Origin of the sequence: Dawidia soli, from assembly GCF_018598185.1 — a bacterium.
Lineage (GTDB): Bacteria > Bacteroidota > Bacteroidia > Cytophagales > Cyclobacteriaceae > Ohtaekwangia > Ohtaekwangia soli.
Genome location: NZ_JAHESC010000078.1, coordinates 1 through 19268, shown reverse-complemented (window position 1 = coordinate 19268; position 19268 = coordinate 1). Strand labels below are relative to the sequence as shown.

The 19268-nt window shown below is 53.5% G+C and carries 8 protein-coding genes; 7 read left to right on the top strand and 1 reads right to left on the bottom strand.

From position 1 onward, the window contains the following. Nucleotides 1–99: 99 nt before the first annotated feature. A complete protein-coding gene (locus KK078_RS29150) occupies nucleotides 100–1530 on the top strand; it encodes a hypothetical protein (protein WP_254094339.1) in 1431 nt (476 codons plus the stop codon). Here KK078_RS29150 and KK078_RS29145 read toward each other — a convergent pair. Next, nucleotides 1527–2720, bottom strand: coding sequence for a YdcF family protein (locus KK078_RS29145; RefSeq protein WP_254094337.1), 1194 nt, complete (start codon nucleotides 2718–2720; stop codon nucleotides 1527–1529). The genes KK078_RS29150 and KK078_RS29145 overlap by 4 nt on opposite strands. An 884-nt stretch (nucleotides 2721–3604) precedes the next feature. On the opposite strand from KK078_RS29145, the gene KK078_RS29140 reads away from it, so the two are divergent. From KK078_RS29140 to KK078_RS29115, 6 genes are all read left to right on the top strand, one after another. Beyond that, nucleotides 3605–6847 carry a SusC/RagA family TonB-linked outer membrane protein gene (locus KK078_RS29140; RefSeq protein WP_254094335.1) on the top strand — a complete coding sequence of 1081 codons (3243 nt, stop codon included), beginning with the start codon at nucleotides 3605–3607 and terminating at the stop codon, nucleotides 6845–6847. 11 nt (nucleotides 6848–6858) lie between these two features. Next, entirely contained in the window at nucleotides 6859–8292 is a 1434-nt protein-coding gene (locus KK078_RS29135; RefSeq protein WP_254094333.1) for a RagB/SusD family nutrient uptake outer membrane protein, read from the top strand. Between the two features lie 249 nt (nucleotides 8293–8541). Beyond that, nucleotides 8542–12258, top strand: coding sequence for a glycerophosphodiester phosphodiesterase family protein (locus KK078_RS29130; RefSeq protein ID WP_254094331.1), 3717 nt, complete (start codon nucleotides 8542–8544; stop codon nucleotides 12256–12258). A gap of 148 nt (nucleotides 12259–12406) precedes the next feature. Continuing rightward, a complete protein-coding gene (locus KK078_RS29125; protein ID WP_254094329.1) occupies nucleotides 12407–13159 on the top strand; it encodes an SDR family oxidoreductase in 753 nt (250 codons plus the stop codon). Nucleotides 13160–13656: 497 nt separating this feature from the next. Next, on the top strand, nucleotides 13657–17502 hold the full coding sequence (locus KK078_RS29120; protein WP_254094327.1) for a DUF7948 domain-containing protein: 3846 nt from the start codon (nucleotides 13657–13659) through the stop codon (nucleotides 17500–17502). Between the two features lie 4 nt (nucleotides 17503–17506). Continuing rightward, nucleotides 17507–19252 carry a M4 family metallopeptidase gene (locus KK078_RS29115; RefSeq protein WP_254094325.1) on the top strand — a complete coding sequence of 582 codons (1746 nt, stop codon included), beginning with the start codon at nucleotides 17507–17509 and terminating at the stop codon, nucleotides 19250–19252. Nucleotides 19253–19268: the final 16 nt, after the last annotated feature.

Below are 19268 nucleotides of genomic sequence, written 5' to 3'. Positions count from 1 at the left end.
TGACCTGGTTCTGTAGGCTTCCTACCCACGACCACCAGAGGTCAATCGTACCTTTACACAGTTAGTTAGACGCTACCCCAAAAATACCTGCGAACGGCCTTGATCGCCTGTGTCGTGCAGTTTGTGATCTTTAAAATTTTATACCCCTTCGCCGACTACTTTTCGGATTCCTATAGTTTTATCAAAACGGCGGGCCGGAAAGAGAACTTTAACATCTGGCCCGTGGGGTACTCCAAATTTCTGGCAGCAGTACATGCTGTCACGGCATCCGATTTTGTGGTCGTGGCCATTCAGTATATTGTCATGATAGTTTGTTTAGGGATGTTCTTTTTTACAATTCTTCACTTCTATAATCCGTCAAAAACAACCATTCGTATTTTGTTTTTCTTCTTCTTCTTCAATCCCGCAGTGTTTTACCTGTGTAACTATATTTCCGCCGACCCGCTGTTTACGGCGCTCAGCTTGCTCTGGTTTACACAATTATTGTGGATTCTTCATCGGCCGAGAAAGTGGTATATCTGGTCGCATGCCATTCTGTTGTTTGTCCTCTTTACGCTACGGTACAATGCCCTGTATTATCCATTTATTTCACTGATTGCCTTTGTTTTTTCGGCATTGCCCTTGAGACACAAAATGATCGGCTTATTGTTACCCGCCACGTTGATCGTATTGTTTGTCGGTTATACCCGGCGGGAGGCGTATAAAATGACCGGAACATACCAGTTTTCGGTTCTTTCTGGTTGGCACTGGGGCAATAACGCGCTGTATATGTACCCGTACATTTCTGTTGACAGTAGAAAGATTCCGGCAGAATGTACGAGGTTGCATCAGATCACGGCCGCATATTTCCGCGCCATGCCGGAGGAGTACAAAAACGTCACGCCGCTGTACGGCGGTTTTTATATGCGTTATCCCCAAGGGCCGCTGAAACAATACCTGACGCAATATCTGAAGCAAAAACAGGAAGACGAGGAGGATGTGAAAGCTTGGGGCCGAGTAGCGCCGGTGATGTCCACCTACGGCACCCACCTTATCCAGGAGCACCCTGTAGCCTATGCCCGATACTATTTGCTGCCAAATACATGGAACTATTTCCTGCCGCCGTTGGAGAAGATGGCGGCCTACAATTTAGCACGAAAGACCTTCCCGCCACGGGTGCAGCGGTGGTTTCAATATAAAAGCGATGCTGCCCGGGTGGTGTCGTTTAAGGCGCAGGGGCGAATCCTAGCGTTTTTTCCGCTCCTTTTTATGCTGGCGAACCTGACCTTTATAGCCGGGATGATCTGGTACGTCTGGACGGCAACATACAAGCGAGAAGGCCAGCGGGAGACATCGCGCGCGTTGGCGCTGACCACCGTATTTTTTCTGGCGAGTATGGCGTTTAGCGTCATTGCGGCCCCGGTGGCATTTCGATACGTGGTGTTCAACATGTTTATCCTGGCGGCATTTTCATTGATCATAAGCGATCTGATTCCCTGGGAGGAGGGCGAGAAATCGGCCGCGCAATCGGGTGAGGGTACGATGACCTAGGGATCCAGTGGGTCTCGAGGATCACGTCCCAGCGAATTGAGCTGCGGCAGAAATTCGATAGTAGAGGGCGAGATGCGGCTTTGAATAATGCCCGGAAGATATCCCAGCTCTCGCAGGCACCGGTCTGCAAAGACCTTGGATTCCGTGTAGGCGCTGTGGACGTCGTTAGTCGCGATCAGGCTTTTTTTATCTATCGGGATGCCGTATTGGATCATCAGCCGCGTGGCGTTGCGGATGTTGGTGGTTGTGTGACGCGCATGGGGCTCTACGATTATCCTATCCTCGGGAATTCCGTATTTCTCCATCAGTTCGCGCTTCATTTCGATCGCCTCGCAGACCGGGGTGCGGAACGGGTGTACGTGGCCTCCGGAGACAATGATAAAGGGTGCCAGACCTTTCCGGAAATTGTCAGCGCCCAGGCGAACATTGAGCTTACCGAGCGGAGGCAGCTTGCTGTTGTAGAGCTCAGACACTGCCCCCAGGATGACGATTGATGCGTATGGGTAGTCTTGCCAGGAGGTGTTTTCGACGCGGGCTATGGAGGCCCGATTTTCACCGTCTTTTAATGGCTCGTAGCGGGCAGCCTCATCCCGGTTATTGATGTCTAGCAGGGCCAGGGCAAACTCCAGCGAGGCTTCGAAGAACAAGCTGTTTTTGTCTTGCGACCGGTCGATCTCTTTGGCCCATAAGTAGACGGCGTCCTGGTAGTAGGCGCTGTTGACCGAATACGTCACCGAATCGATCCGCGGGTACATGCCCCTTTTTCCATTTCCGTACACCTCCAGGATATTGTTAATGCCTTGTGCGCACTGCTCCCAGGCGGCCGCCAGGAGGTCGGCGGGGTTCTTAGCCGCCAATGGAAGAAAAGATCCCGATGCGCGTAAATGATCCTCGATAAGCGCGGCGACAGGTTTCTCGTGAGTCATCGTTCGGAACCGGTCGCTGACATTCCTGATCTCCTCAGCAGAAAAAATAAAGGCATTTACAACACATGCGCGGTCTTTTTCACAAAGCTTAATAGCTTTCTCCTGCGCACTTCGTTGAACGGCTTTCAAGGCTTGCAGGGAGTGATCGTTGGTCAGCAGGGTGCGAACTGCAGACTGCTCTTGAAAAAGGGTGAGCAGGTAAAAATTTTTGTCTTGTATAATGGAACCCGATGTCAATGCAGCGTATTGGTGCAGCGTGGCCACTGGTTGCCCCGTTGATGGGAGGATGTTACAAAATAGGAGACAACATACTACGACTTGGAGGAAACGATTTCGAGCTCGGACATACATTTGTACCAGGGGTTATGAGCAGCGATTATACGAAGAACTGGACCAAAAAAGTGACGGGCATAACAAAATTTATGAGCATCCCCAAGACAGAGCGCGTTAAGATTCAGGCGTAAATTGCCAATGTATTACGAAGCTGGAATTCCTGGGTCCCCGTGACGATACGTAACCAGCTAGCGCAGAGTAAATAGCGTTTTTTTTTACACCCATCTATTATACCATCGGTTGGTTACAGCCTCTTTACATATAGAGGGGAAGTATAAACTTCTGAAAAAGAACAAAAATCCCCAATAAAATAGCCATGTACCAAGCTAATCGGCTTTGCCAGTAGCGCTGTATTTCTCCCTATGCACGACGAGCTTCACTATTATACACCCCCTTAAAAAATAGTAAGCTGATGAACGAACCTCTAACAAACGATTTAGCAAAACGAATTCCAACGGCACGATACTTCGATGCATGGATTTTTTTGCCTATAGCCACACCTGGTCGACATCCAAAAGCCCGCGTGTCGGTCCCGGAGACACCGGCAGAAATAATGAAGTTATTTAAAATTGTAAACAATATGCGCCAAGATCAAAGAAATTTACGGATAGTACCTCCGACCTGAACATGTCCTGGCGCAGTTGCAGTTTGCGCCGGTGAATCATAACCAAACCTACCTACTAAATCTATCCAACGACTAATCTATGAGAACCTCTACTCGAACCAGGGAGGCCGGTAAAAGCCATGTATGCGCGTTTTACCGAAGCTCCCGATTGAAATTCTTTATGCGCGTTTCGACACTTTGCCTCGGGCTTATGATGACGGCAGGCATCCACGTCCTGCAGGCGGATGCCGGCTATAGCCAAACGATCGAAAATACCTACGTAGCGATCAGCGCTCGCCGCGCGCCACTGAAATTGATTTTTTTGCAAATTGAACAACAAACCCATTTTCTTTTTACCTACCCACCGGAGCTAGTGGATCGATACAGCGACGTCAGTATTGATACAAAAAACAGGAGCGTGAAGGAGGTTTTAGATTTAATAACACAAAATTCGAATCTCAACTATCGGGAGTCAAAGGGCAATATAATTATCTACGTCCCCGAAGAAAGAGAGTACAATAAGAAGCAGCACGATGGAATGAATGTCAGTGGAAAAGTTATTGACAAAGCAGGAAATCCCGTGGCGGGTGTATATGTGATGGTGAAAAATACCAACAGAGGCACGGTTACGGATGCTGGTGGCAACTATGTTATCGATGCCAAAAGCAATGATTGGCTAATATTTTCTTTTATCGGATATAAACGGATAGAGATCCAAGTTGGTGATAGAATTGTGATTGACCAGGTGATGGAGGAAGACCAACAGTCTCTTCAGGAAGTTGTAATCAACGCGGGTTATTATCAAACAACAGATAAAACCACCACTGGTAATATCGTCAGAATTTCCGGCAAAGAAATAAATGATATTCCTGTTACCAGTCCTTTAATGTCTTTGCAAGGACGGGTAGCCGGACTGGAGATAACTCCTGTTAACGGCGCGCCCGGTGGTGCTCCGAAGATCCGCATTCGTGGTGAAAATAGTTTGCGACGGAATGGAGGATATCCCCTTTATGTGGTTGACGGGGTTATTGTAGATTCTGCTCCAATATCATCTCAATCACTCTCATACGGAGAGGGAATTGACCCCTTGACGAATATCAATCCGGAAAATATCGAAAGTATTGAAATACTAAAGGACGCTGATGCCACTGCGATCTATGGATCTCGTGGCGCAAATGGTGTAGTGCTGGTAACTACAAAAAAAGCCAAACAATCCGGATCACATGTAAGTGCTCAAGCATACAGAGGAATCGGGAAGATCTCTCACACGATGGATCTACTTGACACAAAAGAATATATCCAAATGCGCAGAGAAGCATTTAAAGATGCGGGACTCGATCCCTCGCCGCTGTATGACTATGATTTGACACGATGGGATACTACGAAGTATACCGATTGGCAGAAGGAATTACTAGGAGGTTCCTCCGATATAACTGATTTTCAGGTAAGCCTGGACGGCGGAAATGCAACCACGACATTTAGACTCGGAGGGAATTACCATAAAGAAACCATGATCATGTCCGATAAATTGGGGTTTCGGAATGCCACCGCATTCGCCAGCTTTAATCATAGATCCGAAGATAATAGATTATCGGTAGGTTTTTCCGCCAATTATGGCGTTAGCGACAACCGCTTTGTTGACCCGAATACATTTATCCAACAAGCATTGACCTTACCGCCCAATGCGCCCGACCTTTACTTGCCAGACGGTAGTTTGAATTGGGACATCCTTGACTACGGACCCTATAAGCTGTCTGCTTTTAACAATCCGATGGCGGAGATGCTTAAGATCAACAAAAATCAAAACAGAACCTTGATCGCAAACACACAGATCGGTTACGAGATCCTGAACGGCTTACACGCACGGGCAGCCCTTGGATATACAAGCAATGACGGCACCGAGTCGATCATAAATCCAATAGCTGCTCTTGCACCCGTTTATATCACTTCTCAATCGCGTGGAACGGCCCTATTCGGCACGTCCAGGAGAAATTCCTGGCTTATTGAACCCCAGCTGTCATGGTCAAAGAAAATGGGCAAAGGGTTTCTTGAAGCCCTAATCGGATCCACATTTCAGGGAAGTCTTTCACGTCGACAAGATATTACCGCCTCCGGGTACAATTCAGATCTTTTACTAAATTCCCTCCGGGGGGCTACTGGACATTACTATTCAGCAGATGATCATTCAGAATACAGGTATGCAGCCATTTTCGGTAGAGTGGGGTATAATTATGACGGTAAGTATTTCATCAACTTTACGGGGCGACGCGATGGGTCATCGAGATTTGGCCCGGGTAACCAATTTGGTAACTTCGGTGCCGTGGGCGGAGCGTGGGTTTTTTCAAAGGAAAAACTAATTATGGAGAATGCCCCGGTGGTTAGCTTCGGTAAAATAAGAAGCAGCTACGGTGTCACAGGTAATGACCAGATCGGAGACTACCAATACTATAATTTGCTCGGTATTTCGTCTTCGACGTATCAGAGAAATGTCACACTTTCACCGGTGGGACTATTTAACCGTAACTTTAATTGGGAATCCACCAGAAAATTTGAAGCATCACTGGAACTGGGCCTTTTTGATGACAGGATTTCCATTCAGGGAGCCTGGTTTAAAAATAGATCTTCCAATCAATTGATTGACTACCAATTACCTGCAACCACGGGCTTTGCGTCCATTCTTTCTAATTTCGATGCCACGGTGGAGAATCGAGGATGGGAATTTAATATTCAGAGTAGAAACCTTAATTTCGACAAATTTAGATGGACTACGTCAATAAATCTTACGGTTTCACGAAACGAATTGGTTTCGTTTCCAGGAATTGAGAGTTCTCCTTACAAGGATATCTACAAAGTTGGAAGCCCCTTATCGATTCAGTATTTGTATATATGGAAAGGAGTCGATCCGCAAACGGGTCATCATCGGGTAGAAGACCGAAACGAAGACGGGCTATTTAACAATGAAGACCAGATTCTTAGTGAGTCGCTCGCGACAAGATATTATGGTGGTGTAACAAATTCCTTGCAAATAGGTTCTTTTGACGTATCTTTTTTAGTTCAATTTTCTAGAAAAAATACAGTAGGCTGGTCGTGGGATCATCCAGGAGCGACTCTTAGTAATCAACCAATTGAAGTATTAAATAGATGGAAGAAAGAAGGTGATCAAACCGATGTCTCGAAGTACAGTGGAGATTTCATGGCAGTTTATTATTACAGATTGGCTTTAAGTAGCAACTACAACATAATTGATGGCTCATTCATTAAACTCAAAAATATTTCTATTAGCTACAATCTCCCAAGCTCACTAATTGAACCTCTAAAGATTTCAAACTGCAGAGTATTCCTTCAAGGACAGAACTTATTGACAATAACCAATTTCATCGGATTGGATCCGGAGACAGGAAATAGTCAACCTCAGTTAATGATGATTACAGGAGGCGCGAGCGTCAAATTTTAATTGAACTCAATATGAATATATATTTCAAACATACCAATACATCATCTTGCAAGTTGATGTATATCACATTTATAATTTCAGTTTTAATGACCTTGGAATCATGTACAGATTTTTTAACATTAGATCCTCCTCCCTCTAAAATTGGCATTGACGATGTCTTTGAGTCCAATGTCACTGCAACATCCGCAATTTTAGGTATATACAGTTACCTTCTTGACGGCCGCACTTTTGCAAGTGGAGACGCTACCAGCATGTCATCGCTGGCTGGATTGTCTGGCGACGAATTGACAAACTACGCACGATATGATAAGTATAGCCTGGAATTGGAGTCCAATACGATCCGACCCGACAATCTCCACATTCTCTCATTGTGGTCATCTATGTATAAAGTCATTTACAGCTCAAATCTATACAAGGAACGATTAGAGGCTTCTGTTAAAATCGATAATGACGTAAAATCCCAACTATTGGGAGAAGTGTTGTTTATCCGGGCGTTTTGTAATTTCTATCTCGTCAACCTATTTGGCGACGTGCCCCTGGTATTGACATCCGATTATTCATCAAATGCCAGGGCATCCAGAACTGACTCGGATAGGGTGTATGATCAAATTATGAGCGACCTCATAGCAGCGCGCGAGTTATTATCTGATGATTACGTCGCCAGGTCGGCGGAACGTATTCGTCCCAATAGATCGGCTGCCACCGCGCTCCTGGCAAGAGTCTACCTTTTCAGAAATGATTGGGCGAATGCAGAAGCTATGGCCACGGAGGTTATTGATAAAACAGATTTTTATGAGCTGGTCGATGACCTGGACGCGGTATTTTTAAAGAATAGTAGAGAAGCAATCTGGCAGTTGATGCCTTCTACTGTCGATGGAACGGGTGCAACGGAAGAAGGTGAGATCTTCTGGCCCAACAATGCACTGAATTATAACATATTGAGGGAATCCAGCGTGGATATGTTCAGTCCCAACGACCTCAGGCTCACATATTGGGTTACCAATTTGGTACTTGATCCTGACACTCTCTACTTTCCGGCAAAGTATAAGCAGTGGGATTCGAGCGCGCCGTTGACAGAATATTCTATGGTACTGCGATTGGCGGAACTGTACTTGATTCGCGCGGAGGCGCGGGCCAAGCAAGATGAATTAGTGGGAGAAAATAGCGCGAGCGAGGATCTCAATCGCATTCGAAAGAGAGCGGGCCTGCAGGATAGTGACGCCGTTGATGCAAATGGTATCTTGGAGGCCATCGCGCGTGAGAGAAGAGCCGAGTTATTTACAGAATGGGGACATCGTTGGTTTGATTTGAAACGGACAGGCCATGTAGTTGATGCATTGAGTGGTTTGAAACCGGGGATCTCTACCAATGACGCATTGTATCCTATTCCTGAAAGCGAATTCAGCAAGAACTCCAACCTGGGGCTGCAAAACGACGGGTATTAAGTAGCCAGCTACAGCACTCGACAAAGAATAAAATAGGCCGTCTCAAAAATCTGAGATGGCCTATTTTGTTTTTTCGCTCTGCGATACAGAACTGAACCAGCGTGGCCACAAGTGTATAGATTCATTATACAACATTGCTTGCAAAGTAATCCACATCCTGCTACATTCGTTTTGTAACAGAAGCCCATCTATTCTGCATGTCGAAACATGCAAGTAGATGGGCTTTTGCTTTGTCTAATCTTACCGCCTATGTCATTTAAAAAGTTTTTCTGGTCGGCTATCCGGCTGGTGTTCATTGCGATCTGTTTCCTTTGGTTAGGATTTAAAGGGTTGGTCGTGGCCGGCGTGATGCTCGTGGTGGCTGCGGCAAAAGACAAGCTCGCGGGGTGGGTTAAAAATATCGTGCATTGGTTTGTGGCACTCCTGCGCGGAGAGCCATACCACCGCGAAGAAGACACGCCTACCAGCCGAAACGGCATGCCGGTCCCGGCCAGCGGCTCCCTGCGTCAACAATCCATCGACCTTTGCCGAGCCAATCAGGATTTCATCCGGAAAGGCGCGCTGCACTGGATCGACAACATGAATTGGTTGTATCCCGCCGTACAACATGCCGCCAACATGCCGGGCAACTACAGCGGAACGTTCCCGGCCGTGCTGGCACAGACGTGTGACAAAAAGCAAGGGTGCATCATCCTGGGGCGTGCCGGGGCCGGCAAAACATCGGTACTCAAAGACTACATGTTGTATATCCTGGAAAACGACGGACGGTTTCACGATGAAATGAACGACAAGCCGATGGTATACCTGTCGCTCGCATCGTGGGATCAGGATCTCTCCTTGCGGACCTGGATGGCACGGGAGCTTCAGACCATGTACGGCCAAACGACGCATATAGCCAACCTGCTGGCCAGAACGCAGGACCATATCACGCCCGTACTCGACGGCCTCGACCAGGTACCGGGCGAATTCCGGCCGTCGGTGCTGCGCGGGATCTACGAATACGGGAAACTGGACGGAAACAGGATCTTTGTGACGTGCCGCCGGGACGAGTTCTGGGAGCTGCGCCCCACCCTGGACGACGCCCAGGCACCTTTCGATCAATATTTCTGTACGTTGGAGCTCATGCCGCTTTCTCCCGGCCAGATCCAGCACGCCGTAAACGAAGATATACTGCCCAGCGTATTGGCCCTGACCCGGGAAAGCGAAAGCCTGCAACAGTTTGCTTCCTTCCCCATGGGACTGAGCATTCTGGCACAAGTTATCAAAACCCTGGAGCCCGACGATGTGAAGGACCTTCAACACGCCAGCGGACGCGCCCCGATATTTGCCAAACTCTGGAAAAAGTATGAAGAGGTAATGCTACAGGAAGCCTACCCGCAGAAACCTACCGCCCCAAGAACCACAACAGCGTTAAAAGATGCGGTCTGGCACGCCATCCGCACCCGGACGCCCGAAAACATCATTCAACTTTTACGCGCCCCCTACTCCGAGGAAAATACGAAGCGCTGGCTTAGACGGCTGTGCCCGCTGTTAAAGACAAATTTTTCGCTGGAGAATCTTCAACCCGACTTCCTGCCGACAAAAAATGACAGGCTGTTCTATTTTATACTATCGCGTACGGCGTGTACCCTGGCCCTGTCGCTGTCACTGGGATTTTTTCTGTCGGGTCCGGCGGGGTACCTCGGGTCCGGCGTGATGGCAGGCTACAGTTTACTGCTGCCCAACCTGTTAAAAGGGAAATTTCCGCCGGCAAACGCCGGGTTGCCGGTGCGCGGCTGGCTTTATTATATCCTGTGCCCTATACTCTCCTTCATACCCGTGGCCGCTACCCTGTGGCTATACCTGGGTTTTGTTACCCCCCGCCTGGACACCGACATGATCCTGGCCGGGCGCTTTGCCCTGACGGAAGCGAACATCGGTATTTTTATGGCTTTCTTCGTTGGCAGCATCTTCGCCCTGCGCGACCTGCGGCAAACGGGGAAAAATGAGATCCGGCTTATGGCCCTCGCACCAAAAAATATATACCAGCTGCTCAAGTACGGCGCCGTGGGCAGTATCATGCTGACGCTGACATTGCTCCTGGCGTGCTACCTCGTGCTGACGTTTTCTCCGAATTCAAGCCTGGGAGACTGGGCGCGCAGCGAGCACCACGGCATGGATATCACTCTGCTGGCCATACCCGCGGGCATTGTATTTGGTTTCCCGCTGTTTGGCATTCTGGGATGGCTGACTCCTGCGCCACCCCCCTCCCACACCCCGGACACCGCGCCGGCCACGAGCACATCCGCTTCATCGCCGGTCACGGGCATGGCCGGTCCGCGACACATCCTCCGCAGCACGCTGAACAATGGCTGGCAGGCCGGCGTATTCGCAGGGCTCATTGTAATCCCGCTGTTCTCTATATTTTTCGCATACATCACCAAAGGCGAGCTGACCAGTATCAGCAAAGGTGTGCGGGCGGGATTTGGCGCAGCCCTGCTGGCCATGCTCTGGTTCGGCGGTTTCGACCTGATCCAATACTACGCCTTAAAAATTGTGATCGCAGCACGGGGCCGCGGTCCCTGGGACTTTATATACTTCCTGGAACACACCTCGCGGTTGCGTCTCACCAGCCGCATCGGCGCGGCCCACAGCTTTATACACCCTACCCTGGCGACCTACTTCGAGTCGGCGTCCGGGGCTGAGGCATTGCCTCGCCGTCGGGGCATCAACCTGTGGCCGGTGGTCATCATGGTGATATTTCATTTGTTGCTGATCGGCTTGCCGCTTTGCGAACGTTATCTGCAGGACAGTTTCTGGCGATCACCCTATGGCTATCGCATGGAGGGATCAACCACGACGTATTTAGATCCACTGAATGACAGTACGTTTGTTGTGACCGACCTGCCGGAGGGCAAAAGCACATTACAGATCACTGCCCGCGGACAGGTAAAGGCCGGCGAGTTTACGGGCTATGTTTCCGCCGCCGGCACAGAGGCCGCCTTCCTGGGATTTTCCATCGACAACGTATACGACCTGGACACGCCCCGCACGAGCCCCTTCTGCCATTGCGCCTTGCTAGTCAAAAAACAGCATGGCTACACGAAGTGGTATAGTTTTCCCGCCGAAACGATCTATTCGCTCTTTAACGACGACCGGACACTGCGGCTGTCTGTCACCGACGGCGACACGCTGAGCCTGGTAGTAAACGACCGGGAATGGCATAACAACACGGGAACCTTCCAGCTCAGGATCGGCATAGCCTCCCCGCTGCCGACGCAAGTCATCGCGCACCGCGCCGGCGCCGCCCTGGCGCCTGAAAATACGCTGGCGGCCATCGAAACGGCGCTCGAGCTCGGCGTGAACATAATTGAAATCGATATACGCCAGACGCTTGACCACCACCTCGTCGTCATGCACGATGCAACGGTCGACCGAACGACTACCGGCAAAGGATCGATTGCCAGTCACACCTGGCCGGAGATCGAAGCCATGACCATCCGCGATACCAGCATGGGCATACTACACGTACCCGACCTTGCCGACGTGCTGGACCGTATGAAAGGCTCCCAAACGAAATTGCTGATCGAAGTAAAAGACCCGTCGGAATATGCCGGCATCGGCCGCAGGCTGCTGACGTTATTGCGCGCGAAGGGCATGATGGACCATGTCGTGGTTCTCTCCTTCGACAAAGAGTTTATCGCGACGATCGAGCAGGATGCCCCCGGAATACAAACCGGCTTGCTGACGCCGGGATTCTGGGATGTGCTATACCGGGATGTTCCCAACGTGGATTATCTCGGCATCAACTACTACGGAGGATTGCTCTTGTCCGACCACATGCTGGCAGAATATAAAAAGACCGGGAAAAAGATCCTCGTCTGGACCGTGGATTATCCCGGCACCATGCAGAGCTTGCTCGACATGCAGGTGGACGGGATCATTACCAATCATCCCGACAAGTTAAAAAAACTCATTGCGCAGTAATGGTGCGACTATCCCTGCAACTTGTTTGTCATGCCCGCCGGCCAGGCTCCACAAGCGCCGATGAAAAAATTTATTGCGGACGATCCGCAAGAATCGGGTGGTAAGCCTTTCCCATCCGCCCGAGTTTTACAAAAAATATTTCATCCACATGGGAAAGTTAACCAACAAAACAGCCTTTATTTCGGGCGGTACCAGCGGCATCGGGCTGGCTACTGCACAAGAATTTATCCACGAAGGCGCACGCGTGATCATTACCGGCCGCTACGAAGAGACGCTTAATCAGGCCGTGGCATTGCTGGGCCCGAACGCTCACGGCATTGTTTGCGACAACAGCGCGATGTCCGACATCCATCAGCTCGCCGAACGTATAAAAGCCATCACCCCTACCCTCGACATCGTCTTCGCCAACGCCGGCTACGGCAAGTTCGCGCCGGTGGACATCGTCAGTGAGGCACTGTTCGACGAGCTCTTTACCGTATTGGTAAAGGGTACTTTCTTTACCGTGCAGCAACTGTTACCGCTGGTCCGCGAAGGCGGCTCAGTCATTCTAAACACCTCCGTCGTAACAGCATACGGCAGCCAGAACGCCAGCATCTACTCCGCCGCCAAAGCCGCCGTCCAGTCGTTCTCAAAGACCCTGGCCGCCGAGCTGACCGCCCGCCGCATCCGCGTGAACGCCGTCAGCCCCGGCTATACCGAAACCGACGGGTTTACCAAAACGGGCATGACCGTGGAACAGATCGCGGGTGTGAAAGAGTATATCACGCCGCTATTGCCCTTCAGGCGTTTTGCAATGCCTGCGGAGATTGCCAACGCCGTTTTGTTTTTAGCGAGTGATGATGCGTCGTATCTGCACGGCAGTGAGATCGTTGTGGACGGTGGGTACTCGGTTATTCGTTGATTGTCGTTGCACGTGTTTGGGGCGACGCTGGTTTTGGGGACTGGTTACAGTCCAAGCACACGTTCCGCTATAGTTGGTGTATTAGTGTAAATAGCAGTGATGGCTGCTGTCTGTGGGGCTCGAAAACAATTAGCGAGGCGGCCGGAGGTCGGGAGACCTCCTCCATTGAGTGCACGAACATGCTGGGCACAAGTCTCCGCCCCGGGACGGGGCTGAGACTCGCGCCAGGTTCTAGTGTGTGTAGGGGCTACGCCCCTACTACCCCTTTGCTTTTTTGCTGGCCGCAAAAAAAGTCAGAGCGTACAAGACAGCGCTTGGTTTTTATGACCGTACCTCGCGCCAGATGCTGGTGGCTACTCCGTTATTCGCTGACTGCATTGGTTTTCTGACGCTGTGCCGTTGTACAAAACGGCGGTACAGCACCTTTCCGCGTGAAAACTTCGGGCCGGGGCATTCCCCAAAATGTAGTATCTTTACGCCCGGCTTTATTCTACCCTATGCAACGTTATGCAACCCGCTGCTCCGTTATGCGGATCGCGGCACTCTTGTCATTGATTTCTATCAATGCTTTCTCCCAAGGCAACCAAGATCTTCGGTTTATCGAAAACAAAGGCCAGTGGGATAAAAAACACGATTTTCAGGCCCGGGTACCGGGCGGACGCCTCGGTGTCTCGGCGACAGGTTTTTCCATTCTCCTCCTCGACATGGAAGAGTTGGAGCACCGCCACCTGCAAAGCCATGGAAAGGTCGAAGAATCCAGCGGGCATGGCCCCGACGCGCCCGTCGACGGCCATTATTTTCAGATCAACCTCGTGGGCGCCGATCCGCACGCGAAGCCGGTGGCCGAAACCCCGCTCGACGGCTACGACAACTACTTCCTGGGCGCCGATCCGCAACGGTGGGTGCGCAACGCCATGGCCTATGCTACCGTGCTGTACCCGGATGTCTACCCGGGCATCGATCTTCGCGTGTCGTCGCTGGGTACAAACCTCAAATACGATTTTATCGTCCGGCCGGGCGCCGATCCGTCGCAGATCCGGCTGCGGTACGACGGTACCTTTGGCGTGGAACAGGACCACGATGCCCTGGCGATCAAAACGGCCGTTGGATCACTCACCGAAGAGAAACCGTACTGTTACCAGGCCCGCGGCGCGGAGAACCAAACCGTGCCGAGTGCCTACACGCTGAACAACGAGGTGGTGTCGTTCCGGTTTCCGGACGGTTACGACGCATCGCGCACGCTGGTGATCGACCCGCTGCTGATCTTCTCCACGTACTCCGGCTCGACGGCCGACAACTGGGGCAGCACGGCTACCCCCGGCGAGCGCGGCACGCTGTACTCGGCCGGCATCACGCGCCTGTCGGAGGGCGGGTTCTTCCCGGCCACCACGGGGGCCTACCAGACCACCAACAAAGGGGGGTTCGACATGGCCATCATCAAGTATGACTCGGCCGGCACGAAGTTCCTGTATGCCACCCACCTGGGCGGCACGGGCAACGACTCGCCCGAAAGCCTCGTCGTGGACGAAGCGTCGGGCGACCTGCTGGTGCTGGGCCTCTCCAGCTCGGCTGACTTTCCCACCAGCGCAAGTGGCTACGACAAGTCGTTCAACCAGGGCACGACGGTGCACAACACGGTGCTCAACACCAACGACAAGTGGGACATCGTCATCACGCGGTTCTCGGCCGACGGCAAGCAGCTGATCGGGTCGACCTACCTCGGCGGCACGGGCAACGACGGGCTGAACATCCCCAAAGCCCTCGGCGGCGCGCTGGTGGTGAACTACGGCGACGAAATGCGCGGCGATATCCTGACCGACGAAACGGGTAATGTCTATATCACGTCGGTGACGGCCTCCGGCGACTTCCCGGTGACAGGCGGTTTCGACCAAACCTACAACGGCGGCCTGAGCGACGGCGTGGTGACCAAGCTGGCGCCCGACCTGTCGGCGATTGTCTGGTCCACCTACATCGGCGGCGCGGGCCTGGATGCAGCCTATTCCATCAAATTCGACAAGGCCAGGAACATCGTGCTCGGCGGCGGCACGAGCAGCGCCGACTTCCCGGCAACACCGGGCTCTTATCAACCGGTCTTCGGCGGCATCGTCGACGGCTGGATGGCCCGGTTGTCGGCCGACGGCAGCGCGCTGCTGCAGGCCACCTATACGGGCACTCCATCTTTCGACCAGGTATATTTCATCGACCTCAACGAAGAGGGCGATGTCTTTTGCTACGGCCAGACGGCCGGCCACATGCCGGTAACGGCCAACGTGTTTAACAACCCCAACAGCGGTCAGTTCTTGCAGCGGCTTTCGGCCGACCTGAGCACCCGCAAGTTCTCGACGGTATTCGGGTCGGCGTCGTCCAGCGGGCTCATCATCCCGAACATCTCGCCGACGGCCTTCCTGGTGAACGCGTGCGACAACATCTACATGGCCGGCTGGGGCGGTTATGTCAATTCCAGCTCGGGCTATTGGCAAAGCTCTACCGTGGGCATGACCGTTACACCCGATGCGCAGCAGCCGACCACCCTGGGCTCGGATTTCTATTTTCTCGTGCTGACCGGCGATGCCACCGAGCTGGTATACTCCACGTACCTGGGCGGTACGTCGTCCAAGACACACGTCGACGGCGGCACCTCGCGCTTCGACAAACACGGCATTGTCTACCACGCGGTCTGCTCGGGCTGTACGGCCGGCAACAGCGCCGGCTCCCGGTCGACCTCCGACTTTCCCACGACGGCGAACGCCAAGTCGCGGGTGAACCGCAGCACCAACTGCAACAACGCGGCCTTCAAGTTCGACCTGTCTACGCTGCGGGCAAACTTCGACACCAACAACCTGGCGCTGACCACGCCCGGGTATAACAACGTGTGCTACCCCGAGGCGATCGTGTTCCAGAACCTCAGCACGGGTGGTAAAACATTCATCTGGGACTTTGACGACGGCACGGTCGTGACCCGGCAAAAAACGGAACCCCGCAACGTCGTCCACCAGTTCCACGAAGAAGGCGATTATCATGTCAAGCTCAAGATCAACGACCTGAGCACGTGCGCGCAGTCGGACTCGATCACGAAGGTCATTCATTACTTCAAGCCCAACATCCACGTGGGCGACGATGGCAAAGTGTGTACGGGGCAAAGTTTTCAGCTCACGGCCAGCGGCGGCAAGACCTATGCCTGGACCAGCGCGGACGGCACGTTCAGCTCCGCGTCGCCTTCCCCCCGCGTGACCCCGGCCGGCGCGATGACGTATTACGTCACGGTCGTGGACGACGACGGCTGTACAAAAAGCGACACGGTGAACGTCAGCATCATGCCGTATGTATATGCCCGTTTCGAAACCTATGACGTGAACCTGGATCATCCCGGCTATAACGAGATCTGCGCCCCGGATGTGGTCCAGCTCCAGAACCTGAGCGAGAACGGCAAGCAGTTTGTATGGACGTTCGCCGACGGCACGGCCCCCTTCGCCACCACCGGCATGACTCCGTTCGTGCATGGATTCGACCAGCCCGGCACCTATAACATCCAGCTGAAAGCGATCAACGAGAACAGCTGTAACAAAGCCGATTCGGTCATCAGGACCGTGCGCTACTACCGCGAGCAGATCGAGGCCGGCCCCGGCGGCGCGATCTGCGAAGGCACAACCTTCCGGCTCACGGCCACGGGCGGCACGGCCTACACCTGGACCGCCGCGGACGGCACATTCACCGCGCCTGTCGCTTCGCCCGAGGTACGGCCCGCGCGGAGCACGCGCTATTACCTGACGGCGACCGACCCCCACGGGTGCGTGGGCAAAGATACCGTGGACGTACTGGTAGAAGACCGCGTGACACTGGCCTGGGAACACCAGCTCCTGGCCAACTGCGACGGACGTCCTTCCCTGGCCGTGGAGAACCTGACGCCCCCGGACGATGACGCGACCTTCCTCTTCGACTTTGGCGACGGCTTTCAATCGGTCGACACGAAGGTCAACCACGTATACGAGAACGACGGTGTGTATACCATCACCCTGAGCGCCCGGAAAAAGATCTGCTATGCCGAAGAGACGGTGCAGTTCCCGTTCTATTCCCTGCGGATCCCCAACGTGTTCACCCCGGAAGGCTCGCCCGGCTACAACGACCGGTTCGTGGTCGGCTTTGGCACCGACATGATCGACCCCGCCGGCATCGGCCTGCCGGTGCGGCTCTCGGTATACGACCGCTGGGGCCGAAAAGTATTTGAGTCATCCGACTACAAGAACGACTGGGATGGACACAACGTGGTCGGCGGCGTGTATTTCATCCACGTCCGGATCGGTGATATGGCGTCTTGTAAAAACTGGTTGCACATCCTGAAATAAATCCATGCGCAGACGAATCCTACTGGCCGCAGTCATCGGCATCTTCCTGGCAGGACACGGCCAGGCGCAACAACACGCACGCGCCGTGACCACGGCCCCCGGCACGCCGGGTACAGGGGGCGACAACCACTATTATGGCAACCCGCTGGAACCACCCCGCGCGATCGAATTTAAGAAAGGCACGGTGACGGCCGCGCAGTTCCTGGCGGACATCCACCGGTACCTGGGCGTTCCGGCCGACTTCACGTTTGCGGAAGCGGAACCCAGCACCGACAAGCTCGGCATGCGCCATCACCTCCTGCAGCAGTATTACAAAGGCATCGCCCTGGAGGGCATGGACTACCGCGTGCACGAAAAAGAGGGGTACGTCGTCTCCGCCAACGGCAAGGCTGTACGGAATATCGCCCTCGAGATGCAGACCCCGCTCAGCAAAGAGCAGGCCGGCCGGCTCGCCGGGCAGTACCTGCACGCCGCCGACACCGCGGTGCGGCCCGGTCGAACGCTGATCGTCTCCAAAGGGTTCACCTTCGCCCCGGAGAGTTTCGCCATCGCGTATCAATTCGACGTCGAGATCTCGCTGGTGGAGCGGTGGCGCGTATCCATCGACGCCCGCACCGGCGGGTTGATCAACCAGGTGAGCCTGGTCAACAGCTGTGGCCACGAAGACCCGCCCCCGCTGCCCTATCTCCCGGGGACCGGGCTGACGAATTATTACGGCAACCAAACGATCCGCGTCGAGCAGACCGGGAGCGGCACACGGCTGGTGGGACAGACCGAGCACGGCGGCCTCCTGGGTACCTACGATTACCGCAATCAGTCCGTCACGCCCCTGCTCAATGGCTTCCCCGCCACCGCTTCGGATGTGACGTCTGCGAGCACGAATTATGCGGGCTCGACCCGGCTGAAGGCGGCGGTATCGGTACAGTGGGCTGCGGAGCAGGCGTTCGAGTATTACTATCAAAAGCATGGCCGCAACAGCTTCGACAACCGCGGTGGTAAGATCACCTCCTACGTGCACGTAGACGTGGGGTTGGACAACGCCTTCTGGAACGGCCGGCTGCTGGCCTTTGGCGACGGCAGCCGCTACAAGACCCTGGTGGAGCTGGACGTGGTGAGCCACGAGCTGACCCACGGTGTAACCCAGTACGAAGCGGGCCTGCTATACTACAACGAGCCCGGCGCCCTCAACGAATCGTTTTCCGACATCCTGGCCAAAGCCGTGGAGTTCCACCGCTTCGGCGATACCGCCACCTGGCAAATGGGGAAGCACCTGATCGCCGGCGGCCTGCGCGACTTCAGCAACCCCAACGTCAAAAACCAACCCGACACGTACCAGGGCGACCTGTGGTATACCGGCACCGGCGACAACGGTGGTGTGCACTACAACTCGGGCGTACAGAATTTCTGGTTTTACCTGCTCTGCAATGGCGGCAGCGGCGTGAACGATCACGACTCCGCATACGCCGTAACCGCCATCGGCATGGACGCCGCTGTAAACATCGCCTACCGCAACCTGACCGAATACCTGGGCCCTGCGTCCGACTACCTCGACAGCCGGTTCGGCTCCCTGCTGGCTGCGGCCGATCTGTACGGCAAAAATTCCGCGATCTACCGGGCCGTAGACAACGCCTGGGACGCCGTGGGGGTGATCGACGAGCCGGGCATCACCAGCCTGGAGCCCTACGACATTACGGCCACCACGACCCGGCTGCGGGGAACGCTGATCCCGCGCGGCGACTCGGTGCGCTAGCCTTTCGAATATGGCG